Raw genomic sequence first — 22,601 nt, 5'->3', positions numbered from 1 at the left:
GCCTGCACGCCCCAGGCCAGCCAGTAGGGCGACGGCGCGCCCTCGACCGCAGTGCCGAACTGCGCGCTGCCGCTGGCGGCCAGCAGGTCGGCACTGCGGCCGCCGCCGGACCATTCGTGGCCCAGCGCCAGGCGCTGCTCGGTGCCGTCGCGCCGGGTGATGACGTTGACCGCGCCCAGCAGCGCATCGGCGCCGTACAGCACCGACACCGGCCCGCGCACGATCTCGATGCGCTCGACCATGTTCATCGGGATGAATTCCAGCCCGGTCAGCTGCTGCTGGGTGCTGCGGAAGGCGATCGGCTGGCCGTCCAGCAAAATCTTGATGGCGCGGCTGGCCGACTGCGCGCCGGCGTTGATGCCGCGTACGCCGAAGTTGTGGTTGAGGCGGTCGTCGCTCTCGACAAAGCCGGCCACGTGGGACAGTGCCTCGGCCAGTGTCTGGTAGCCGTAGCGGGCGATGTCGTCGGCCGTCACCAGCGTGACCACGGCGGGCGTGGCGTGCAGCGGGGTGGCGGTCTTGGTGGCGGTGAGCACCTTGACGTTGCGTAGCTGGTCAAGGCTGAGGTCGAACAATGTGTCGTCGCCGCCGGCGCCATCGGCCGCGGCAGAGGCAGCGGCGAGGGGCAGCAACAGCAGCGCCGCCGCGCAGGCGGACGGCAGCCGCGCCCGGGGCCAGCGCGCCGGTCCGGCCGGGGCCTGGATGCTGCGAAGCTGTGTACTCTCGATCAAGAGTGTTCCCCTTTGTCGCGCGATTTAACAAAGTATTCACCAATTTCCGAACGATCACAAGCTGCAAGCCGGGCGGGGTCGGTGCGCGTTGTGTTTCAAGAACAAGTCGTTGCCGCCGACTGTAAAAAAGATTGCTCCAGGAGCTATTCGGATAAAATCAAGAGGCGTTCCAGCCTTGGAAACATGCGGCGGCGCTACTTGGAGGCAGAGGGCACGATGAAACGACAGGGCACCGTTGCATACCGGATGCTGGCCGTTCTGGCCTGCCAGCTGGCGGCCCTGGCCGGCGTTGCCGTGCGCGCCGAGCAGGCCATGCCCGAGCAGCAGGTCAAGGCTGCCTACATCCTCAACTTCACCCGCTACGCCAGCTGGCCGGCGCCGGCGCTGGCCGATCCGCACGCGCCGCTGGTGGTGTGCATGGTGGGCGCCGGCGCGGCCGACATGGCGCGCCAGTTGCAGAAGCGCGCGGCCGGCAGCCATCCGCTGGAACTGCGTATCGTCAGCCGCATGGAGGAAACCGATCCCTGTCACGCGGTCTACCTGGCGCTGCCCGAACGCAGCCGCCAGAGCGCGTGGCTGACGCGCATGCGCGAGCAGGCCATCCTCACCATCGGCGACTCCGCCTCCTTCCTGGCCGACGGTGGCATGATCAACATGATGCTGGTGGACGGCAGCATCCGTTTTGAAGTCAACCTGACGGCGGCCAAGCATTCCGGCGTCGGCCTCAATCCCCGCATGCTGGCGCTGGCCGAACGCGTGGTCGGCGGAGACGCCAAGTGAGCGCGATCCCGCACCGCTGGAACGACCTGGCCTTGCAGCGCAAGCTGCTGATCGTCGCGTTGTTGACGGCGCTGGCGGCGATGCTGGTGGCGCTGGCGGCGCTCATCGCCTACGACATCAGCGTGGTGCGGGTGCGGCTGGTGCAGGACCTGGCCAGCCGCATGGACCTGGTGTCGCTCAACCTCGACGTCGACCTGAACTTCGGCGACCGCAGTGCCGCCACCCGTACGCTGTCGGCACTGCGCGGCACGCCGGACATCGACAGCGCCTGCCTGTTCGACGCGCGGCACCAGCCGTTCGCCAGCTATGCCCGGCGTGGCGCGGCGCGCTGCGTTTGGCCGGAGGAGATGGCGCCGTCCGGCCACAGCTTCCACGGCGACTTCCTGTCGATGCTGGCGCCGGTGCGCTTCCAGCATGAGGAGGTCGGCTCGCTGCAGGTGGAATATGCCTTGCAGCCGCTGGCCGAACGCCTGAGCAAATATGGCCTGGTGCTGGCGGTGGTGTTGATGACGTTGTTGATCGGCGGCGCGCTGCAGGCGATCGGCCTGCGGCGGCTGGTGACGCAGCCTTTGGTGGCGCTGTCGAAGGTGGCGGACCAGGTCACGCGCGAGCAGCGCTACGACCTGCGCGCGCCGCACTTCTCCAATGACGAGGTGGGGCGGCTGTCGGCGGCCTTCAACACCATGCTGGCCACCGTCGCCGCGCGCGACGCGGCGCTGCGGGTGAGCCAGTCGCTGCTGACCAATATCGCCGACAAGTCCTCGGCGGTCATCTACGTCAAGGATCTTGAAGGGCGCTACCTGATGGTCAACGAGCGGCTGCGCAAGGTGCTGCCGCCAGGCTCGCCCGATCCGATCGGCCACAAGGACGCCGACATCTTCGACGACGACACCGTGCAGGTGATACGCGAGGGCGACCGCCGCGCCCTGGAGTCCGCGCATTCCTACACCTACGAGGAGGGCGTGCCGGATGCCGAGGGCGTGGTGCGCACCTATATCTCGGAAAAATTCTGCCTGCGCGACGACCAGGGCAAGACGTGGGCGATGGGCGGCATCTCGACCGACATCACGGACCGCAAGAAGAACGAGGTGGAGCTGATCCAGTACCGCGACAAATTGGAGGAGTTGGTGCAGCTGCGCACCGCGCAGATGGTGGACGCCAACAAGGACCTGGCCGAATCGCTGGAGACGCTGCGCCACGCACAGGATGAACTGGTGCGCAGCGAGAAGCTGGCGGCGCTGGGATCGCTGGTGGCGGGCGTGGCGCACGAGTTGAATACGCCGATCGGCAACAGCCTGCTGGCGGTCAGCACGCTGATCGACCAGACCCGCGCCTTCACGCGCCTGACCGCCGAGGGCATGAAGCGCTCGACGCTGCAGGCCTTCGTCAACGACGTGGCCAGCGGCGGCGAGATCGTGCTGCGCAACCTGCACCGGGCGGTGGACCTGGTGTCGAGCTTCAAGCAGGTGGCGGTGGACCGCACCACGTCGCAGTGCCGCGAGTTCCAGCTGTGCGACCTGGCCGACGAGATCCTGTTGCTGCTGCTGCCGACGTTTAAGAAGAGCGGCATCACGGTGCGCCATGAAATCCCGCCGACGATACAGATGAAGAGTTATCCGGGGCCGTTCGGGCAGGTGCTCATCAACTTGATCAACAACGGCCTGACGCACGCCTTCGAGGGCCGCTCCGAAGGCGAGATCCTCGTCACCGCCCGCATGATCGACGCCGAGCGGGTGCAGGTGGTCATCAGCGACAACGGCTCCGGCATCGCGCCGGAGAACATGGGCCGCATCTACGACCCGTTCTTCACCACCAAGCTGGGGAAGGGCGGTTCGGGGCTGGGGCTGAACATCGTCTACAACATCGTGTACGGCGTCTTGCGCGGCAAGATCGATGTCGAGAGCGAGCTCGGTGCGGGCACCCGCTTTGTCCTGACGCTGCCCGTCACGAGCTAGCAGGCAGCAGGTTGGCGCAGGGCGTGCCGTTCATGTGGCAGGCCAGGTTGTCGAAGGTGACGGCAGCGATCTCGCGCATCGCCTCGATGGTGAAGAAGCCCTGGTGGCCGGTGACCAGCACGTTGGGGAAGGTCATCAGGCGCTGGAACACGTCGTCGGCGATGATGTCGCTGGAGTGGTCGTGGAAGAACAGGTTGGCCTCCTGCTCGTAGACGTCGATCGCCAGCGCGCCCAGTTGCCGCGACTTGAGCGCCTCGATCACGGCGGCGGTGTCGATCAGCGCGCCGCGCGAGGTGTTGACCAGCATGGCGCCGGGCTTCATGCGCGCCAGGCTGGCGGCGTTGATCATGTGGCGCGTGGCTTCCATCAGCGGGCAATGCAGGGAGACGATGTCCGAGGCGGCCAGCAGTTCATCGAGACTGGCGCGCACTGCCACGCCGTCCAGCTGCGGCGTCGGCGCCGGATCGCTGACCAGCACCGTGCAGCCCAGTCCCTTGAAGATGCGCGCGGCGGCCGTGCCGATCTGGCCGGCGCCGACGATGCCGACCGTTTTCCCGTTCAGCGTCATGCCGAGCAGCCCGTCCAGCGAGAAATTGCCTTCGCGGACGCGCGCGTAGGCGCGGTGCGTGTGGCGGTTGAGCGTCATCGCCAGCGCCAGCGCATGTTCGGCCACCGCTTCCGGCGCGTAGGCCGGCACGCGCGCCATGAACAGGCCGAGGCTCGCGGCGGCGCGCAGGTCGACCTGGTTGAAGCCGGCGCAGCGCAGCAGCACGGCGCGCACACCCAGCGCGTGCAGCGCTTGCAGCACGGCGGCGTCCAGCTGGTCGTTGACGAACACGCAGACGGCGGCGCAGCCTTGCGCCAGCGGCACCGTGTCCAGCGTCAGCGGATCGGAGAAGTAGGCTGCATCGACCGCGTATCGCTGGCGCGCTTCGTCGAGGAAGCGGCGGTCGTAGGGCTGGGCGCTGTAGACGGCGATCTTCACGGTGCTTCGATGTCGGGGACGATGGCCAGCAAATCGGTGACGCCGATGTCGACGCCGGCCTGCGTCAGCAGGGTGGTGACCTGGCCGCGATGGTGGGTCTGGTGGTTGAAGAAGTGCTGCACCAGGCTGCCGAAGTGCTTGCGATACAGGACGCCTGTGAACCTGCGGTATTCGAGCGCTTGCGCCAGGTCGTCCACGCCGACCTGCGGCGCCCATTGCGTGATGATGGCGTCCAGCCGTTGGCGGTGGGCCAGCAACGACGGCAGGTCGTCGCCGTAGCTGTGCGTCATGCTGGTGAGCGGCGGCAGGTCCAGCATGGGCGCCAAGGCGCTGTAGCGGGTCGAATGCCTGGCGAAGCGGGTCAGCCAGATGGTGTCGCCGACCAGCAGGTGGTTCATGGTGCCGAGGATGGAGCCGAAGAAGGCCTTGCGGTCGGCGGCCAGTTCGGCGTGCGGCAGCTGCGCCGTCGTGGCGTACATTTTTTCGTTCATCGAGGCGTTGTAGGCCGCCATCAGCACCGTGGATTCTGGAGTCATTGGGGAAGTAAGCCTGGCTCAGGTTGCAGGTAGATCATCTGGTTGACCGCGTCCAGCGTGCGGCGGCGTTGATCCTCGTCGGGTTTGATCTTGGGCGCCAGCAGCTCGAGCAAGTCGCGGGTGTGCTTGGCGCTGAACGGTACGGTGTAGTCTTCGACCACCTTGTCCATCAGGTATTTGACGGTGCGCGTCGACTGGCTGGCCGATTGTTCCAGCGTGGCCTTGGACAATGCGCCCTCGTCGTACGCCAGCGCGGCGTTGCTGCTGGCGCTGTCGTCGACCGTGATGTAGTTGTAGTTCTGCGTGGCGGGGTCGTTCAGCATTTCCAGTATGCCGCCCGGCTTGATGGGCAGGTGGTAGTTGGCCTTGAGCTGCGATTGCTGTTGCTGCGATATCGAGCGGTCCAACTGGGTGCGGCCTTGCACGCTGGTGGTTTGCGAGGTCTGGTAATCGAAGGTGTCGTGCTCGCCGGGACGCAGCGGATTGGGCGATGTTTCGGTTTGCGTGATCGAGGCGCTGAAATCGGCCAGGCCGGTGAGCATGGCGTGGTCCTGGTCGGTCAGCGAGATCTGCTGCCATGGCGCGGCGGGCGGCTGGCCGTAGTCGCCGTGCATCTGGGTGACGGCGTCCTTGAACAGGCCGGCCAGCGCGGCGTCGCCGTGGCCGCGCGCGGCGGCCTGGTCGAACTGGTGCAGGTAGTTGTTCAGCGCCTTGGCTTGCTGCTCCTTGCCGCCCCAGCTTGCGGGCTGGCTCAGGTCCACGCTGATCTTCGCTTCACCGGCCGGGCCGTTGAAGCGCACCGTGCGCTGCTTGGCGTCGGCGTGGAAGTCCAGTTGCTGTGTGTCGGTTTCGTTCAGCTTGAGCGTCGAGCGCAGGTCCACCGAGGACAGTACCGACGGGTCGAACCCGGTCAGGCCGGCCAGGTCGATTTTCGGCGGCACGGCGGCCAGGCCGTCGATTGCCTTTTGAAATGCGCCCGAGAGTCCGGCCAGCGCTTTACGTTCATCGTCACTGAGCTTGCCGCTGCTTTGCACCTGCACGGCGATGCCGTTGTCAGAGCTGTCCAGCGCCAGGGTGACCTTGACGCCGCTCCTGGTGGTGACGGTGAGGCCGGCCTGGTTGTCGCCGAGACGATGCAGCGGCGGCAGCTTGGAGTACAGCAGCGCGTCGTAGGTGCCGGTGTCCAGATCCTGCGGTACTTGCTGCAGCGATTGCGAGAAATTGGTGTCGTCGGTCTTGAAGCGTTCCAGCAGGGCGGCGCCCAGGTTCTTGAAGCTGCTGGCAGACGGCAGGTAGTTGTAGTTGCGGGCGATGAGGGCGGACACGGCGTCCTTGCCGCTGCGTTCCCAAACCAGCGGCAGCGGCGCGCGCGCAACGCCATCGACAGCCTGCGCGCCGGCGCCGCTGAGCCGCACCACGGAAGCGGGCGTGGGAGCGGCCGTGGCGCCGGCGGCGGCCGCGTTGGCGGCCGCAATGCCGGGCGCCTCCGCCGTCGCTGGCGGAGGCGTTGCCGGGATGTTTTTGCTTAACGAAGTTAAGGTTGTCATCACCGCATTATACGGCGATTACACCTCACGACAGCTTCACTGGCGGCTGAATTTTCGCCCGCAGCCAGTCGACCAGCGCCTGGGTGGCCACGCGCGCGGTGCCGTGCAGGTTGAGCAGGTGCTTCTGGTACAGCAGCTGATACAGCAGGCTCGCCGTGGCGCCTGCCACGCGGATGCTCTTGCCGGTGATGGCGCCGGTCAGCACGCCCACCGCCGTCTGCGGCCCCAGCGAAACCAGCGAGCCATAGTCGTGGTAGCGGAAGTCCGGACGCGGCGTGCCGTTGCGGCGGGCCAGCAGGTCGGCCAGGAACATGGCCTGCTGGTGCGCCACCTGCGCGCGCGGCGGCGCGACGCCCTTGATCGGGCAGACGTAGCTGGCGCAGTCTCCCAGTGCGTACACCTGGCTGTCGTTGGCCGAGCACAGGCTGGCATCCACAATAATCTGGCGCAGATTGTTGACCGACAGTCCAAAAGTCGCGCACAGTTGCGGCGCTTCCACGCCGGCCGCCCACAAGGTCAGGTCGGCGCGGTGGACGTTGCCGGCTGCGTCGATCACGGCGTCGTGCGTGACCTCGGCGACGGCGGTGCCGGTCAATACTTCGATGCCGAGCGCGCGCAGTTCACGCGCGGCGCGGTTGGCCTGCTGCGGATGCAGTTGCGGCAGCAGGTGCTGGCCGCGCTCGATCACGCTGATGCGGATATCGGTTTCCGGGTCCAGCGTGTGCACGCGGTACGCGGCCAGCGCGCGGGCGCTGTTGCTCAGCTCCGCCGCCAGTTCGACGCCGGTGGCGCCGCCGCCGACGATGACCACGTTCACCTGGGTCTTCTGCTCGCCGGCCTTGATGCAGGCGTCGAGGAAGCGGCGGCGGAAGGACTCGGCGTCGTCCACGTTGTCGAGCGTGAGCGCGTGTTCGGCGGCGCCGGGCACGTTGTAGAAATTGGTGATGGCGCCCAGTGCCAGTACCAGCTTGTCGTAGGTGATGGTGCGGCATACGCCGTCGCTGCCGTTGCCCGCGTTGAAGCCGCCCCTCGGCGCCAGCGTGACGGTTTGGTGGGCGCGGTCCATGCACAGCACTTCGCCCTGCACGAATTCGAAATCATGCTCGACCGCCTGGGCGGGGAAGGACAGCTCCTCCACGCGGGGATCGCATTTGCCGGAAGCGACCGTGTGCAGCAGGGGCTTCCAGAAGTGGCCGGGATAGCGGTCTACCAGCAGGATGCGGGCGCGCTTGCTGGCGCCGAGGGTGTCGCCCAAGCGGGTTGCGAGCTCGAGTCCGCCCGCACCGCCTCCTACGATGACGATGGTTTCCATGATGCGCCTCCAGATAGTTAAAAAATCTGTGCTGCGGCTCTGCGGCCGCGTCGCCTTATGCGGCCAGTTCGTGCTTGGCGCGCTGGTCGGGCGTGTAGGGACTTGAACGCAGCTCGCGCAGCGCGTCGTAGGTGATGAACTGGCGTGGACGCACCACGTCGTTGCCGTAGGGGGCGACGGAGACGGTCCACAGGCCAGCCTCCTCGGCGGCGCGCAGGCCCGGCACGGCGGTGTCGATGGCGATCGCGTCCTGCGGCGACACGCTCATGGCGTTGAGGGCGCGGGCATATGGGCCGGTGCCTGCGGGGCCGTCGAAATTGGCGCCGCCGGTGACCACCGCGAACAGGCTGTTGACGTCGGCGTTGAAGCAGCCGCTCAGCAGCGCCGAGGTGGCGGGCGCCGGCAGGTCGGTCAGCACGCAGATCTTGCAGCCGTCATTGAGCGCGTCGTCGATCAGGGCCAGCGCGGCCGGCAGGGCCTTGGGCGGCCGCGCGCTGATCGCCTGGTGGAACTGGCGGTGCTTGTCGGCGAACAGTTCGGCCACGCGGGCCTTGTCGCGCGAGAGCGGCTCGCAGGCGATGGCGGAACCGATGGCGCGGGCGTATCCGTGGGTGGCGGCTGCTGCGCGCAGCGCGGGCAGCGTCCAGCGTAGCGACAGGCCGGCGTTGGCGAACGCCGCGTTGCAGGCTGCAAGGTGCAGCGCTTCGGTGTCGAACAGTACGCCGTCCAGGCCCAGGAAGATCACGTCGATGCTCATGTCGGTCTCGCTTAAAACGATGTCAGATGATTATGAATATACGGGTACAATGAACAAAAGAAAAATTAAACATATTCGATAATTGATAAGGAATAGCTTATGTATCCAGCCAGCTTCCGTCAGCTACAGGCGCTGATACTGGTGGCGCGCCACGAAAGCGTGTCGCGCGCGGCGGACGCGCTGCACGTGACGCAGCCTGCGGTTTCGTTGCAAATCCGCACACTGGAGGAGATCGCCGGCATTCCGCTGACGCGCAAGGTGGGCCGCAATATCCAGCTGACCGCCGCGGGCGAGGTGATGGTGGAGTTCTCCGAGCGCATCCTGCGCCTGTGGGAGCAGGCCAGCGACGAGCTGGCGGCGCTGCAGGGCGTCACCAGCGGCACGCTGCGCATCGGCGCGGTGACGACGGCGGAGCACTTGCTGCCGCCGTTGCTGGTGCCGTTCACGATGAAGCGGCCCGACGTGCGCCTCAAGCTGCAGGTGGGGAACCGGGCGGAGATCGTGCAGATGCTGGCGCGGCACGAGATCGAGCTGGCCATCATGGGCACGCCGCCGCGCGAGCTGCGCACCAATGCCGCCAAGTTCGCGCGCCATCCGATGGCGTTCGTGGCCAGCCCCGCGCATCCGCTGATGAAGAAGAAAAAGATCACGCTCAACGACGTGATGGCCGCCAACCTGCTGGTGCGCGAGCGCGGCTCGGGCACGCGCACGGCGGTGGAGAAGCTGCTGCGCGAGGCGGGACATCCGCTGGAATTCGGTTCCGAGGTGTCGAGCAACGAGGCGATCAAGCGCATGGTGTCGGCGGGGCTGGGGCTGGGCTTCCTGTCGGTGCATGCGTGCGGCCTGGAGTTCGAGGCCGGCCTGCTGGCGGTGCTGCCGATGCACGGGAGCCCGGTGGAGGCGGACTGGCACATCATGCACCTGAGCGGCCAGCCGATTCCCAAGGTGGCGGCGGCGTTCCAGGATTTCGTGATCGAGAACGGCCAGGACCTGGTGCGGCGCGAGCTGGAAAGCTTCTACAAGCTGCTGGGCCGCCAGGGCAAGCGGGGGCGGGTCGTATAGGTGGAATGACCAACACACTTGCGTGTACTGTTTGCTGAAGTGTACCGGTACACTTGGGAGTGGCTCCAATACCATGAGTCTTCCTTTCTGCTACCGGATAAGCCCATGTCGCTCGATTTGCTGCTCCCTTTGTGTACCTTCGCCACCATCACCACGATCACGCCGGGACCGAACAACGCCATGATGCTGGCCTCGGGCCTGAACTACGGCTTTACGCGCTCGCTGCCGCATCTGTTCGGCATCTGCTGCGGTTTTGCATTCATGATCTTCGCCACCGGTGTGGGCCTGCACGCCGTGTTCGACCAGGTGCCGATGCTGCAGGTGATCCTGAAGTACGCCGGTGCGTTGTACCTGCTGTGGCTGGCGTGGAAGCTGGCGCATGCGGCGCCCATGAGCGCCGAGCAGGCCGGCCTGTCCAAGCCGATGAGTTTTTTCGGCGCGGCGGCCTTCCAGTGGATTAATCCCAAGTGCTGGGTGATGGCGGTCGGCGCATTGACCACTTATCTGCCGCCGGGCTTCAAGGCGCTGGATGTGGCGGTTCTGGCGAGCGTGTTCGGCCTGATCGGCATCTTCTGCGTCGGCTCGTGGGCGCTGTTCGGCGTGGCCATGCGGCGCGTGCTGCAGGATGCGCGCTCGGTGCGTATCTTCAACCTGGTGATGGCGTTGCTGTTGGTCGGCAGCCTTTATCCTATCCTGCTAACATGACGCTTTAACGTCTTTCAAGGAATGCCGATGTCGCGTCACATTGTCTCCACGCTGTTGTTGTGCGCTCCGTTGATGGCCTTCGCCGCCACCACCGTGCCGTCGGACCTGATGCGCCCGGTGCCGGAGGAGGCCGCGCGCGGCTATGCCGTCAACTGGCTGCTGAAGATCGAGCTGGAGTCGGAGCAGTTGAACGACATCGAGCCGTGCCGCAAGGTGCTGGCCGAACGCGGTTTCCTGCCGACCCTGTCGAAGACGGCCAGCTCCGCCATGCCGCAGTTGCATTTCAAGATCGCCGGCACCAAGCAGTATGAGCAGGCCGATGCCGACGCCGATGCGGCGCTGGCGGCGATACAGCATGCGGCCTGTCCCGCCGTGCTGACCTGGACGGTCGAGTCCAAGCACCGCCCGGTGCGCTAGGCCGGGCGCTTACGGCAGCCGCAAGGCGTGCAGCTCGGCGCGGATCGCGTCCTGGTCCGGCGGTTGTGTGGCCTGCAGCGCCTGCAGGTAGCCGCGCGCGAACTGGATGGTGGGCGCCGCCGTGTCGTTGTCCTGGGCCAGTTCCCGCAGCAGCCGGTCGGCGACAACCAGGTCGTTGTGCCGGCCCAGTTCTTCCTGCACGGCGGATAGGGTCTTCAGATAGCCGCGCGGACCCTTGCCGTGGTAGAGCGATTGGAAGAACTCCAGCGCGTACCTGGCCCGCTTGGCGGCGATGCGCGTGCGGTGGATCGTGTCCGGCTCGCCTTCGTTCATGCGGCGCGAGCGTTTGAGCAGCTTCTTGTGCAGGCGCTGCATGATGCGCTTGGCGAAATCGGTGGCCGGTTCGTCGGCACCGTCGACCGGTTGCTGCATCCACAATCCCATCGCCAGCAGCAATCGCGTGTAGCGTTGCGAGAGCAGCGCCTGCGCCGCCGCGTGGCGCTTGTCTTGCGCCGATTTGAGCGCCAGCGCTTGCAAATCCATGACGCCGTTGCGGCTGCCGGGGTGGGCCTGGATGTGCGCCAGCGTGGAGGCCAGCAGCACATCCCAGTCGCGCGCCGCGCCCAGTTCCGAGCCGAGCCAGCGGATGTCTGCCAGGATCTCGGGCGGGCAGGGCGCGAGCGGTTCGAACAGCTTGAGCGCCGAACGCAGGCGGCGTACGCCCACGCGCATCTGGTGCAGGGTTTCGGCGTCGTCGCCTTCGATGACGGCGTTTTCGTTGCGCTGGATGTGTTGCAGGCAGTTGTTGAGGATGGCCAGCCGCGCTTCGGCGGCGGTGGCGTCCGGCGCCAGCTGGACGGCGGTCGCGCGCACGGGCACGGTGCCGGTCTGGCGGCACAGCATGTAGCCGCGCTCGGCCTTGTTGGTGTTGCTGAGGCGCTGGGGAATGTGCTCCTGCAGTTGCAGCGCGAAGGCGAACAGGCTGGCCGGGTCGCCGTCCTTCAGTTCCAGTTCGATTTCGTTGACCGGTACCTGCCGGCCGTGGCGCTCGATGTGGCCGTGGTCGAGCACCAGCTCGATCTGGTTGCCGTCCACTTCCAGGTCCCAGGTGTGGCGCTGCACCGCCACCACGAACAGCGGCTCCAGCCGGGCCTTCAGGTTGTCGGCAGCCAGCACTTGCAGCCATTGCGGATCGTCGCCGATCAGCTTGCGCAACTTGCCCAGGCGCGGCCAGGGACGGTCCACCGGGCCTTCCCATTCGTTGCGCTGGTGCAGGCCGCTTTGCACGCTGCCGCCGGCCTTCATCGTTTGTATCCAGACGCCGTCGACCTTGCGCACGCGCAGGCCGGCGCCGTGGCGCAGCAGGTGCAGGTCCGGCGTGTCGAAGTAGCGGGCCGACAGTTGCTGCGAGCGGACCGGGGTGCGCGCGTGCGCGGCGATCAGCGGGTGCCGCAGCAGCTTGTCGTTGTCGGCCGGCGAGAGCAAGAGTTTGAGTTCGACTTCCATGGGTCTAGTGTAGATGAAAAGCCGGATCGCGCGGCGCGCGCCTGTGCCGGTGTTGATCGATATCGCTTCTACGTCGGTTTCGGCAGATTCCGCAGAACTTCCGCCCAGGCGGGCACGGCGTCACGCCAGAAGGCGTCGATGCTGTCGGCTTGCAGCTCCATGCCGAGGAAGCGGGCGGCGGGCAGCATAGCGTCCTGCAACAGCTGTTGCGGCGCGGCGCCGTTGTCGAAGGCCTGGGCGCCGGTCTGCTTTGACAGTTTCTCGCCCAGCTCGTTGACCACCACCGGCACGTGCAGATAGCTTGGGCGCGGCAGGCCCAGCACCTGTTGCAGGTAGAGCTGGCGCGGCGTGGAGTCGAGCAGGTCGGCGCCGCGCACGATGTCGGTGACGCCCTGGGCGCCGTCGTCCACCACCACGGCCAGCTGGTAGGCCCAGAAGCCGTCGGCGCGCTTGATGACGAAGTCGCCCACGTCGTCGGTCAGGTCCTGGCTGACGGGGCCGGCCCAGCGGTCGTCGAATTGCAGCACGCAGTGCGGCGACTGCGGCACTTTCAGGCGCAGCGCGCGGGCGCTCTTGCCGGGCGCGAGGCCGTGGCGGCAGGTGCCGGGATATATCAGCGCTTGTGCCTGGCGGCCGGTCAGGCTCAGTTGCGAATCGGCGATTTCCTTGCGCGAGCAGCCGCAGGGATAGACCAGCTCGCCCAACTGCTGCAAGGCTTGCTGATACAGGTCGGTGCGCTGGCTTTGCCAGGTGACGTCGCCGTCCCAGTGCATGCCGCAGCGGCGCAGCGAGGCCAGGATGTGCTGGTCCGCGCCGGCCACGTTGCGGTCGCCGTCGACGTCCTCGATGCGCACCAGCCACTGGCCGTGGTGGACTTTGGCGTCGAGATAGCTGGCGATGGCGGCCACCAGCGAGCCGATATGCAGGGGGCCGGTGGGGGAGGGGGCGAAGCGGCCGATGTAGGGAGTGCGGTCAGTCATGCCGCCATTTTAGCGTGGCTATCGCATACAATGTACGCGCGGCAAATTTGATGGACCGCGACCACCTCTTACGTCTCCAGGAAATCATGCAAAAAATGACCCCCTCCTTTGTTGCCTCCGCCTTGGTCATCAGCCTGGCGCTGGCATTCCCTGCCCACGCCGATAGCGCCAAGAACGCCGCCGTCGTGAAGGAAGCTCCGCTGCGCGCCCACCTCGCTTTCCTCGCCAGCGATGTGCTGGAAGGCCGTGGCACCGGCCAGCGCGGCGCCGACCTGACCGTTGCTTATCTGGAAACGCAGGCGCTGGCGCTGGGCCTGAAGCCGGGCAACGGCGACAGCTATCGCCAGGCGGTGCAGATCGCCGGCGTCAAGACGCAGCCGGCCGAGAGCACGCTGAAACTGGAAGCGGGTGGCCAGGCGCTGCCGATCAGCTTTGGCAAGGACTGGGTGTTCGCGCCGGGCGATGCGACCGCGTCGCACAGCTTCAATGCGGACCTGGTGTTCGTCGGCTACGGTATCACCGCGCCGGATGAGCAGTGGAACGATTACAAGGGCATGGACCTCAAGGGCAAGATCCTGGTGATGATGGTTAATGATCCGCAGCCGACCGCGGCGCAGCCGAACCGCTTCAACGGCAAGGGCCTGACCTACTACGGCCGTTGGACCTACAAGTTCGAGGAAGCCAAGCGCCAGGGCGCCGCCGGCGTGCTGCTGATTCACACCACGCCGACCGCGTCGTATGGCTGGAGCGTGATCCAGAACAGCTGGTCGGGCGTGGAGCGCTTCCAGTTGGCGTCTGGCACGCTGGGCACGCAGCTGCAGGGCTGGATGACCGACGACACGGCGCGCGCGCTGTTCAAGGCGGCCGGCCAGGATATCGACGCGCTGCGCACCGCCGCTGAAAACAAGGATTTCAAGCCTGTGCCGCTGGCCGCCAAGCTGAGCGGCGAGATGAAGGCCGCCGTGCGCAAGGTCGAGCAGTTCAACGTGGCTGCGGTGGTGCCGGGTACGGATCCGAAGCTGAAGGATGAAGTGGTGATCTACAGCGCGCACTGGGATCACTTGGGCAAGCAGGGCGATACTGGCGATACCATCTTCAACGGTGCGGTCGACAATGCCTCCGGCTCGGCGGCCTTGCTGGCGATGGCGCAGGAAGCGGTGCGCGCACCGGCCAAGCGCAGCCAGATGTTCCTGTGGGTGGCTGCGGAAGAGCAAGGCTTGCTGGGCAGCGCGGCATATGCGGCCGCGCCGCTGTGGCCGCTGGCGAAGACCGCCGCCAACCTGAACCTGGATAGCTTGAACTTCGTCGGCGCCACGCGCGACATCGGCACGCAGGGCAGCGAGCGCACCGAGCTGGGCAAGATGGCCGAGACGGCGGCCAAGGCCATGGGCATGCACATCGCCGAAGCGGAGCCTGATCTGGCGGGCGGCTACTTCCGCAGCGACCACTTCAACTTCGCCAAGAACGGCGTGCCGGCGTTCTCGATCGAATCGGGCCGCGAGTATGTGAAGGATCCGGTTGGTTCGAAAGCCAAGGCCGCAGCTTACGACAAGCGCTACCATCAAGTGACCGATGAGTACGATGCGAGCTGGGATCTGTCGGGCATGGTGCAGACCGCGCAATACACGCTGAACCTGGGCCGCCTGATCGCCAACGGCGCCAAGCTGCCGGAATGGAAAGCCGGCGACGCCTTCGCCAAGCCGCGCAACGCCAAGTAATCCACTACGGCATCAGCCACACACCAAGCAGCCTTCGGGCTGCTTTTTTGTTGATACAGCCCACAGGGGGCGTCCGCCATGTCCGTTAGATTTAAGCATTGACCTGGTTTGGTGTATCAACAAAAATGAGCTATCAACTCCAACACTATATTTCACCGACTGGCCACGATTCGTTTGGCGAATGGTTAGGCAAATTACGTGATTGGAAGGCGAAGAGCGGCATCATGCAGCGTTTGAACCGTGCCGCAGATGGTAATTTTGGTGACCACCGATATTGCCGTGATGGCGTCTGGGAACTTCGCGTAAACGTAGGTGCGGGCTATCGCGTTTACTATGCGCTGGCTGGCAGCGACATCATCTTGCTTCTGGTCGGAGGGAGTAAGGCCACGCAGGCGAATGATATCGCGCGTGCCTGTGACAATTGGAATGATTGGCGACGGAGGACTCGAAAATGAGAGACAGGGCAGACAGACCGCATGACGAGGCGATGGCGGAATTGTTCCGTGATGATCCAGAATTTGCGGCGTATGCGCTTTGCGATGTGCTTGCTGATGGTGATGAACGGGATCTGACCCTGCTGTTGCCACAGCTGGAAGAAGCATTCAGTGCGGTTTGGTCGCGGGTGCCGGATCTGTCGAGCCGGCTGCGGAAGTTTTGTTCCAGCTCGGATCAGCTGCGCTGGACACCCGGTATGGCTGATGGCTGGTATTGTGTACCTGCGGAAAATGGTTTCAATGTTTATCATCAGGCCCGTGGCCTGCAGGAACGATTTATACAGTTTTCATCTGAGAAAGATGCGATGCTGTTCGTGCTGAAGGCCGCGTTTCCCAAGCGGTGATTTTCAAGTTGGGTTAACTGGGGGCATATCCTAATGTCAGACTGAAGTACGCCATTAAATTGGTAGTTGTGTCGATGCGACGGTGAAATTCTTATTACGAAACGGTAAGTTCTTATTGCCGATTTTTCATGCCATGATGCTATCTTTGATTTCTTGGGATGCCATGTTCATGAAGCGATTTGGTTGGGTGCTGTGTCTGGCATTGGCGGGGTGCGGCGGGCCGGAGGTGATCGTGGCGCGCGGCACTGGAACGCAGCAGGCGATCGAGAAAAAATCGCTGGCGATTGTTTTCAACGGCAAGACCGCCACCGGCTGGAGCAAGCATCAACGCGGCACCGGTCTGGAGAAGCCGATGATCACCGAGGAGGAAAAGCAGGCCGCCGCAGTGCGCTGCAAGGACCTTGGCACCAGCATGGCAAATAACCTGCGACCGATGACGCAGCAGCAGTTGGCGCCTTACCTGGCCACCAGCGACAAGGAATTCCATAACGCGCTGACCGTGGAGATCAACCGCATCTCCGCCGACACCGACGGCTCCGCCGATATCGTCGCCACCATTTATTACGGCGCGCGCGGCAATGAAAAGCCGGGCTGGTCGCGCATCATCCACATCCAGGCCAGCCGCTTCAGCACCGGCGAATCCGTCAGCCGCGAACTGGCCGACGCCACGCTGGCCCAGCTGAAGGCCAGCGCCCTGATTCAGTGATGGAAGGCCATCGTGATCGAGGTGCCGGTCAGGTCGATGCCCTTGATCGAGATGCTGCCGAAGCTGGCGCCTTCGGTGCCTTTCACACGGATGTTGTTGAAGTTGATCTCGCCGATCGACGACGGTAGATTCAGCGTCAACGAGCCGTCCTTGTTGATCGTGGCGGTGGCCTTGTTTGGATCGTAGACGACGTTCTTCATGCTGGTGTCCGCCTCCAGGAAACCCAGCACCGGATTGAGCAGCTTGGCCATGTCGCCCACCACTTCCAGCCCGTTGTTCCTGGTCTGCTTGACGGCCTGGATCAGCTCGTCGCTGAGGCCCTGGGCCGAGGTGTCGCCCAGTTCTTCTTCGCTCAAGGCTTGCAGGCCCGGCCGCTCCTTGATCTGCAGGCCGCGCTGGTCCTTGCTCAGCACCACCGGCGTGCCCACCGCCAGCGACGGCAGCGCTTGCGCGGCGTAGGTTTCCAGCGGCGCCAGCAGCGAGGTGGCGATGGCGGCGGCCATCCGCAGACGGCGTTGTTTGCGCAGCGCTTCTTCGATGTGCTGCTGCGTGATCAGGTTGAGCTCGGCGAAGATGTCGCCCAGCCGCTGCCCGGTCGTCCGTTGCAGCTCGATCGCGGCCGCCAGTTGTTCTTCGGTGATCAGCTTCTGCTTGACCAGCAGCTGACCCAGCATCGACTTGCTTTGATTACTCGATAACCATCCCATCGCCCCGTCTCCTTGTTATTGTTATGCCGTTTTGTGCGGCGTGGTGGCGCGCATCGATTCGGGCTCGGGGCCCGATTGATGCGCCATGTGCACGATGTCCGACGGCGCCATGCCGAACCAGCGCTTGCAGGCCCGGTAGAATGCGCTCGGTTCCGAAAAGCCCAGCTGGAAGCTCAGCATCTTCAGCGACAGTTCGCCGCAGCTGAGTGATTGCCGCGCCAGCTCGCGGCGGGTGTCGTCGACCAGGTTGGTGAAGCTGGTGCCTTCCTCGGCCAGCCGCCGTTGCAAGGTGCGCTCGCTCATCATCAGCTGGGCGGCGACGTCGTCGCGGTGCGGCGGGCCCTTGGGCAACAGGCTCGCCAGCAGGCCCTGCACCTTGGCGCTGAAGGTCGGCGGTTCGGCGCGCGCCAGCGAGGCCAGCACGCGTTCGCCGCTGCCGGGCACCAGCGGCGGGTTGGCCGGCAAGGCCATCACCAGGTCGGTGTCGGAAAATTCCATGACGTTGTGCGGCATCGAGAACTTGACCGGGCAGCCGAAGGTCTCTTCGTACACGTGGGCGTTGGCCGGTTCGGCGAAGGTGTATTCCACCACCACCGGCGCGATGTCGTCGCGGCCGGCGGCGCAGCGCAGCGAACGCAGCAGCACGCACCAGACAAAGTCGTAGCGCTGCTGCGGCACGTTGCGCTGCGCGCCCGGCAGCAGCAGGCCGACGCGGGTGTGGCCGTGGCAGCGCTCGATCGAGCTTTGCACCGTCGGCGACACCAGCATGATGTGGCCCATCACGCCCAGCCAGCCGAGCCGGTGCGGCGAGGAGATCTTCAGGCCGATCAGCGGATCGCCGGATTTTTCCACCACCAGTTCCCACAGGTGGCTCAGTTTGTCGGACAAGGTGAGGGCGTCGCAGGCGAGGCCGTCCCCTTCGTCCAGGCCGGCTTGCGCGAACAGCGCTTCCGCTTCCACGCCGGAGTGGTGCAGGCGCGATTTGACGCCGCGCACCAGATGCAGGGCGGAGGAGTAGGTCATGGCGTGACCGCGGCGCGCAGACGCAGGCCGATCTTCTCTTTCAGGCCTTGCAGTTTCGGATCGATCACGGCGCGGGTGTCGGCCGCCACGCCTTCGCCCAGCGTCTTCTGCATTTCCGGCAGCATGGCCTCGAACTTCTTCTTGACCGGCGACTCCAGGATGGCGATCAGTTGCTTGAGCTCTTCCTCGGTGTAGCGCTCGGCCAGCAGCGGGGCGATGGTGGTCGGGATCAGCTTGTCGGCGCTGCCCTTGGTGATGGGCGTGGCGTCGGCCATGAACTGCTTGGCCTCGCCAACGATGTCGTTCATGGCGGCGTCGCGCTTGTCGGGCGCGGCGCGGCCTTGCAGCATGGCGCGGGCCTGTTGCACCGCGTCGGCCACCGGCGCCTGCAGCATCTGCTGGCCGATGTTGTCCGGGTTCCACAGCTTCAGCACCTTGTCGACCAGCGCCTGCTTGGCCGGCGGCACCGGCGCGGCGCAGGCGCCGGCAGAGATGAGCGCCAGCAGCAACAGGCCGCGCTTGCAATGGATAGTGATGGGTGTCTTCATGGTGTGCTCCTCAAAAAATCAGAAACGCTTGTTGATCTCGAAACCAAAATAGCGCACGTGAATGTCGCCCTTGACGTTCTGGCCGGCATACGGGTTGTAGATGATGTTCAGGAAGTTGCTGCAGTTCAGGTTGCAGTCGGTGTTGGCCGGCACGTCGTACTTGCCGGTCATGTAGGAGGCGGTGACGCTGACCTCGGTGTTCTTGCTGAACCTGTAGCTCAGGCCGGTGCTCAGCAGCTTGGTGTTGGGCAGCGGCGCCAGCAGGTCGAGCTTGTTGTTCGGGATCGAGGTCTTGCGCGGCTCGTAGCCGAAGCGCAGCGCCAGCCGTTCCATCGGGAACAGTTGCAGGCCGTAGGCCATGTTGACCACGCTCTTGTAGCCGCGCGGGATGACCAGCTTGCCCGAGTCCGGGATGCCGTACAGCCGCGCCACCTCCAGCAGCTTGATGCTCTGGTCGAACTGGAAGCGCAGCGCGTCCCACTCGCTCCAGCGGGCATAGCTGGCGTCGACGTTGAGCTGGACGTAGCGGACCGGCTTGAGCTTGATCCCCACCTGCAGGTGCGAGGGGAAGGGGATGATGGCGCTCATGTTGCCCTTCTGCGTGGCCGGGATCGAGGTCGGGAAGCCCAGCACGGCGCCGGCGATCGGCCCCAGCAGCGAGGCGTTCATGCCGCGCACGAAGTTGCGCAGCATCGGCTCGGTGTCGAAGCGGTAGTTGCCGGTGTAGTGGGTCTTGGAGCCGCCCTGGTACACAGCCCCCAGCGCCAGCCATGGCCGCGGTTCCCACAGTACGCCGAGGTTGAGGGTGGGGTCGAACGGGGCCGTCAGTTCCAGCCGCATGTTGGCGGCCTTCTTGAACGGGCTGACCATGCCGTCCTTGCCGCCGCCGCACACGCCGAAGCCGAGCACGTCGATGATGTTGCCGCCGTCCTCCGGGCACCAGCCTTTCTGTAGCTGGCCGAACACGCCCAGCAGCTCATTCGGGAAGCGCATATTGGTGTCGACCACGAAGGCGGCGTGGGCGATGGGGACGGCCACGCCGAAGCGCAGCGTGTCCGAATACTTGTAGCCGACCGACGGCGACAAATAGACCAGGCGCTGGATCTGCTCCTGCCGGCCCTGGTACTGGCCGGGATCGTTGGGATCGGTGGTGCGGTCCAGGCTCATGGCTTGCGCCATGTAGCTGTCGGTGGCGAAGGTCCATGGCGAGCCGGCCTTGTTCCAGTACATGCCGATGCCGGGCACGGCCACCGCCGGCAGGCGCCAGCCGGGCATGCCGTAGCCGGGCACGTACATCACCTGGCGCACCGGGCCGGTGTGGGTGTTGGAGAGCGGGTCGTCCTTCCAGCCGCCGATGTCGAAGTTCGGGCCGGGCGTGAAGCTGGCCGCGGTGCGGATCGAGGCCACGAAGTTGTGGATGCTCTCGCCGTCGCCGGTCAGGCGCGCCAGGCCGGCGGGGTTGAAGTGGATCGAGGCGACGCCGGGCGGATCGGCGGTCACGGCATTACCGAGCGACATGGCGACCACGCTGGTGGTCAGGTTCTCGGTCAGCGCGGCGTGCGCCGGCAGCGGGCACAGCGTGGTGCAAGCGGCCGCAACGGCGGCCGCCAGCAGGCGCCGCTGCGCGAAGGCTGGAGGGGACGGGTTCATGAAGAGATCGGGCCGGTCAGAAGTTGAGCGGGATGTTCATGCCGACCGTCATGTTCGGCGAATCCGGCGTCAGGCCGATGCCGACCGACAGGTTGACCGTGGTCTTGGGCGAGATGCGGTAGCCCAGGCCCATGTTGAGGATGCTGGAGGTCTGCATGTGGGTCTTGGCTTCCAGGCCGTCGGCAAAGCGCAGCTTGGACCCGGCCGAGATCGCCTCCTGGAAGGAGATCGTGGTGGAGATGCCGTACGACAGCGCGTACGCGAAGCCCATGCCGAAGCCGATGGTGTTGCCGGGCTGGACGCGGGTGAGCACGCGCGTGCCGTTGACCTGCCACAGGTTCTTGGCCGGCAGGCTGGCGGTGAAGTTGAGCGAGCCGAACAGCGCGACCGGGTCGACGATCTTGTTGACGTTCAGGCCGGCCGAGAAGGCGCCGACGCCGCTGCCGGTGGCCTCGCCGCTGCCGGCGATGATCTTGAACGGGCTGCGGCCGGTCGGCAGGCGCACGTTGCTGGTGACGGTCAGGTTGGGCGTGTCGCGGTGCGCCTCGAACGGCTGCCAGCGGGCGCCGACCGACAGGTCGCCCAGCGAGTTGGAGACGCCATTGGACAGGTTGTTGTCCGAGTAGCGCGAGATCAGGGGCAGGGTGACGTTGCCGGTCAGGTTGTCGAGCACGCCGTAGTCGGCCGAGAAGGTGTTGGTGATGCTGTGCGAGCTGGTGTTCTCGATGTTGAACAGCGTGGTGCTGCCGTTGGCCAGGTCGGTGACGATGCGCTCCTCGCCGACGTAGGAATAGGTGAGGTCGTAGGTGACGGCCAGCTGGTTGCGGCGGATCAGCGAGTATTGCTTGTCGACGGCGGTCAGGGTCTGCTTGAGCAGCGCGCTCTGGTCGCCTTCGCCTTCCTTCTTGGCCAGCGCGTCGCGGGCGGCGTCGGCGCTGGCGGGGGCGGCCGGTGGAGTCTGCGTGGCCGGCGGGGTCTGTTGCGCGGTCTGTTGCGCGGCGGCGGGCAGCGCCAGCAGGGCGGCGGCAATGGCTGCGGCGATAGGCAGGGTACGGAAAATCATCGTGGTCATCCTTGAGAGAGTGGGCGCTGCTTGGGGTTAATTGCGATGCATCCAGGTGCCGGCGGCGCCCGAATTGACGGCGCGCAGCAACAGCTGGGCCGAGTTGGACAGGCCGTCCTGCCGGCCCTTGCCGGTGACGCGGTCCATGTCGGCCACGCCCAGTTCCTGATCGGACAGCGCCAGCTGCCCCACCGGTTTCTGGTCCTTGGCCGGGGAGATGATGAACAGGGTGTTCTTGTCCCACCAGCGCGCGAATTCCTCGACCGAGAACACGATGTTGCCGGCCGACGGATCGGCGATGAAGACCACGCCGTCGCGGATGCCGCGCAACACCACGAAGTGCTTGGAGCCTGCGTAGTCGATCGGCACGATGGCCGGTTCCTCCAGCGTCAGCAGGTCCTTGATCTCGGCCTTGAAGCCGGCGCCGGACAGGCCCAGCGAGCCGACGTAGCGCTTCATGTCCAGCAGCGAGAAGCCGCGCCGCTCGATGATCTTTTCCTTCTCGCCCTTGTCGAGCATGCCTTCCATGGCCTGCTGCTCGTTGACCATCACGCCCAGGTGGTAGTTGAGGATGGTGACCAGCGCGGCCGAGCCGCAGCTGAAGTCGAAGGCCTGGCGGACGATGTGCTTGTACTTGAGCTCGGAGAACGGCTCCACCGCCACCGACTGCACATAGGCGCCGCCGCCGAGCATGGTCTGCGGCATCTCGTACTGGCCCTTGGGGCGGTCTTGCGGTTCGTGGCGGGACATGAAGCCGGCGCCGCCGATGGCGGCGGCGAGGACGGTCAGCAGGATCATCAGCATGGCGTCAGCCCTCGCGCGCGGGGCGCGCTACGCGCAAGAGCGCGCCCTTGCGCGCGCGATAGAAATGCTGCCGGCACTGGCGGGAAAAACTGCGGGCGTAGGCTACGCCCAGAGGCGTCGGGCGCCCCATTGTTGGGTTCATCTTGTCTCCAATATTCTTAATTTAGAACGGTCGTGCTTTATTAAGGCGACAACTCGTCTTTCTTTTCTAGTAATTAATTAACGCATGATTTGCCAAAACCGAGCATCTGTTTTTTTAGAGATGTGACTC

General features: G+C 65.6%; 23 protein-coding genes. 9 read left to right on the top strand and 14 right to left on the bottom strand.

Annotated features, from left to right (window positions below; all coding sequences use genetic code 11):
* Positions 1–731 (bottom strand): TonB-dependent receptor plug domain-containing protein (locus GTP90_RS23250; protein WP_254452012.1); only part of this gene is annotated, 731 nt, incomplete at its 3' end.
* Positions 732–947: 216 nt separating this feature from the next.
* Between GTP90_RS23250 and GTP90_RS23245 the strand changes: the two genes are divergently transcribed.
* Both GTP90_RS23245 and GTP90_RS23240 read left to right on the top strand, forming a co-directional pair.
* Complete coding sequence (locus GTP90_RS23245; protein WP_254452011.1) at positions 948–1,511, top strand: TOL_0243 family YfiR-like periplasmic protein; 564 nt, start codon at positions 948–950, stop codon at positions 1,509–1,511.
* Positions 1,508–3,466 (top strand): ATP-binding protein, encoded by a 1,959-nt coding sequence (locus tag GTP90_RS23240; RefSeq protein WP_161085769.1) that lies wholly within the window; start codon positions 1,508–1,510, stop codon positions 3,464–3,466. The genes GTP90_RS23245 and GTP90_RS23240 overlap by 4 nt, the downstream gene beginning before the upstream one ends.
* On the opposite strand, the gene GTP90_RS23235 is transcribed toward GTP90_RS23240, so the two are convergent.
* From GTP90_RS23235 to GTP90_RS23215, 5 genes are read right to left on the bottom strand one after another with little or no spacing between them, the layout of a single operon-like run.
* Positions 3,456–4,451: a 2-hydroxyacid dehydrogenase gene (locus tag GTP90_RS23235; protein WP_161085768.1), complete on the bottom strand. Its 996-nt coding sequence runs from the start codon at positions 4,449–4,451 to the stop codon at positions 3,456–3,458. The genes GTP90_RS23240 and GTP90_RS23235 overlap by 11 nt on opposite strands.
* The gene (locus tag GTP90_RS23230) at positions 4,448–4,987 is read right to left on the bottom strand and encodes a DinB family protein (protein WP_254452010.1); all 540 of its coding nucleotides are present in this window, start codon (positions 4,985–4,987) and stop codon (positions 4,448–4,450) included. The genes GTP90_RS23235 and GTP90_RS23230 overlap by 4 nt, the downstream gene beginning before the upstream one ends.
* Complete coding sequence (locus GTP90_RS23225; protein WP_254452009.1) at positions 4,984–6,534, bottom strand: hypothetical protein; 1,551 nt, start codon at positions 6,532–6,534, stop codon at positions 4,984–4,986. Before GTP90_RS23225 ends, GTP90_RS23230 begins: the two co-directional genes overlap by 4 nt.
* Before the next feature lie 25 nt (positions 6,535–6,559).
* The gene (locus GTP90_RS23220; RefSeq protein ID WP_161085767.1) at positions 6,560–7,846 is read right to left on the bottom strand and encodes an NAD(P)/FAD-dependent oxidoreductase; all 1,287 of its coding nucleotides are present in this window, start codon (positions 7,844–7,846) and stop codon (positions 6,560–6,562) included.
* A 55-nt stretch (positions 7,847–7,901) separates the two neighbouring features.
* Complete coding sequence (locus GTP90_RS23215; protein ID WP_161085766.1) at positions 7,902–8,603, bottom strand: HAD family hydrolase; 702 nt, start codon at positions 8,601–8,603, stop codon at positions 7,902–7,904.
* Positions 8,604–8,702: 99 nt separating this feature from the next.
* On the opposite strand from GTP90_RS23215, the gene GTP90_RS23210 reads away from it, so the two are divergent.
* The 3 genes from GTP90_RS23210 to GTP90_RS23200 all read left to right on the top strand — a co-directional run bounded on the left by GTP90_RS23210 (position 8,703) and on the right by GTP90_RS23200 (position 10,787).
* Positions 8,703–9,665, top strand: coding sequence for a LysR family transcriptional regulator (locus GTP90_RS23210; RefSeq protein ID WP_161085765.1), 963 nt, complete (start codon positions 8,703–8,705; stop codon positions 9,663–9,665).
* A 105-nt stretch (positions 9,666–9,770) separates the two neighbouring features.
* Entirely contained in the window at positions 9,771–10,370 is a 600-nt protein-coding gene (locus GTP90_RS23205; RefSeq protein ID WP_161085764.1) for a LysE family translocator, read from the top strand.
* Between the two features lie 27 nt (positions 10,371–10,397).
* The gene (locus tag GTP90_RS23200) at positions 10,398–10,787 is read left to right on the top strand and encodes a hypothetical protein (RefSeq protein ID WP_254452008.1); all 390 of its coding nucleotides are present in this window, start codon (positions 10,398–10,400) and stop codon (positions 10,785–10,787) included.
* 9 nt (positions 10,788–10,796) lie between these two features.
* Here the strand turns inward: GTP90_RS23200 and GTP90_RS23195 are convergent, their stop codons facing one another.
* Positions 10,797–12,293 carry a CYTH and CHAD domain-containing protein gene (locus GTP90_RS23195; protein ID WP_161085763.1) on the bottom strand — a complete coding sequence of 499 codons (1,497 nt, stop codon included), beginning with the start codon at positions 12,291–12,293 and terminating at the stop codon, positions 10,797–10,799.
* A gap of 68 nt (positions 12,294–12,361) precedes the next feature.
* Positions 12,362–13,273: a tRNA glutamyl-Q(34) synthetase GluQRS gene (gene gluQRS, locus GTP90_RS23190; RefSeq protein ID WP_161085762.1), complete on the bottom strand. Its 912-nt coding sequence runs from the start codon at positions 13,271–13,273 to the stop codon at positions 12,362–12,364.
* A gap of 86 nt (positions 13,274–13,359) precedes the next feature.
* On the opposite strand from gluQRS, the gene GTP90_RS23185 reads away from it, so the two are divergent.
* From GTP90_RS23185 to GTP90_RS23175, 4 genes are all read left to right on the top strand, one after another.
* The gene (locus GTP90_RS23185; protein WP_161085761.1) at positions 13,360–14,991 is read left to right on the top strand and encodes a M28 family peptidase; all 1,632 of its coding nucleotides are present in this window, start codon (positions 13,360–13,362) and stop codon (positions 14,989–14,991) included.
* 125 nt (positions 14,992–15,116) lie between these two features.
* Entirely contained in the window at positions 15,117–15,446 is a 330-nt protein-coding gene (locus GTP90_RS23180) for a type II toxin-antitoxin system RelE/ParE family toxin (RefSeq protein WP_161085760.1), read from the top strand.
* Positions 15,443–15,829: a hypothetical protein gene (locus tag GTP90_RS36475; protein ID WP_175048192.1), complete on the top strand. Its 387-nt coding sequence runs from the start codon at positions 15,443–15,445 to the stop codon at positions 15,827–15,829. The genes GTP90_RS23180 and GTP90_RS36475 overlap by 4 nt, the downstream gene beginning before the upstream one ends.
* Before the next feature lie 169 nt (positions 15,830–15,998).
* The gene (locus GTP90_RS23175) at positions 15,999–16,535 is read left to right on the top strand and encodes a hypothetical protein (protein ID WP_161085759.1); all 537 of its coding nucleotides are present in this window, start codon (positions 15,999–16,001) and stop codon (positions 16,533–16,535) included.
* Here GTP90_RS23175 and GTP90_RS23170 read toward each other — a convergent pair.
* Genes GTP90_RS23170 through GTP90_RS23145 form a run of 6 tightly spaced genes read right to left on the bottom strand, consistent with a single transcriptional unit; the run spans position 16,529 to position 22,330 of the window.
* Positions 16,529–17,242, bottom strand: a complete 714-nt coding sequence (locus tag GTP90_RS23170) for a cyclic di-GMP-binding domain-containing protein, MshE-related (protein ID WP_161085758.1) — start codon at positions 17,240–17,242, stop codon at positions 16,529–16,531. The genes GTP90_RS23175 and GTP90_RS23170 overlap by 7 nt on opposite strands.
* Positions 17,243–17,263: 21 nt before the next feature.
* A complete protein-coding gene (locus GTP90_RS23165) occupies positions 17,264–18,265 on the bottom strand; it encodes an AraC family transcriptional regulator (RefSeq protein WP_161085757.1) in 1,002 nt (333 codons plus the stop codon).
* Positions 18,262–18,813: a DUF2059 domain-containing protein gene (locus tag GTP90_RS23160; protein WP_161085756.1), complete on the bottom strand. Its 552-nt coding sequence runs from the start codon at positions 18,811–18,813 to the stop codon at positions 18,262–18,264. Before GTP90_RS23160 ends, GTP90_RS23165 begins: the two co-directional genes overlap by 4 nt.
* A gap of 18 nt (positions 18,814–18,831) precedes the next feature.
* Positions 18,832–20,463: an OmpP1/FadL family transporter gene (locus GTP90_RS23155; RefSeq protein ID WP_161085755.1), complete on the bottom strand. Its 1,632-nt coding sequence runs from the start codon at positions 20,461–20,463 to the stop codon at positions 18,832–18,834.
* A 16-nt stretch (positions 20,464–20,479) separates the two neighbouring features.
* Positions 20,480–21,526, bottom strand: coding sequence for a transporter (locus tag GTP90_RS23150; protein WP_161085754.1), 1,047 nt, complete (start codon positions 21,524–21,526; stop codon positions 20,480–20,482).
* Positions 21,527–21,562: 36 nt separating this feature from the next.
* Positions 21,563–22,330 carry a C39 family peptidase gene (locus tag GTP90_RS23145; RefSeq protein ID WP_161085753.1) on the bottom strand — a complete coding sequence of 256 codons (768 nt, stop codon included), beginning with the start codon at positions 22,328–22,330 and terminating at the stop codon, positions 21,563–21,565.
* Positions 22,331–22,601: the final 271 nt, after the last annotated feature.

The organism is Duganella vulcania, from assembly GCF_009857655.1.
Taxonomy (GTDB): Bacteria; Pseudomonadota; Gammaproteobacteria; order Burkholderiales; family Burkholderiaceae_D; genus Rugamonas; species Rugamonas vulcania.
Note: the sequence above shows the minus strand (reverse complement) of the source record. Positions and strands in the feature narration are given on the sequence as shown.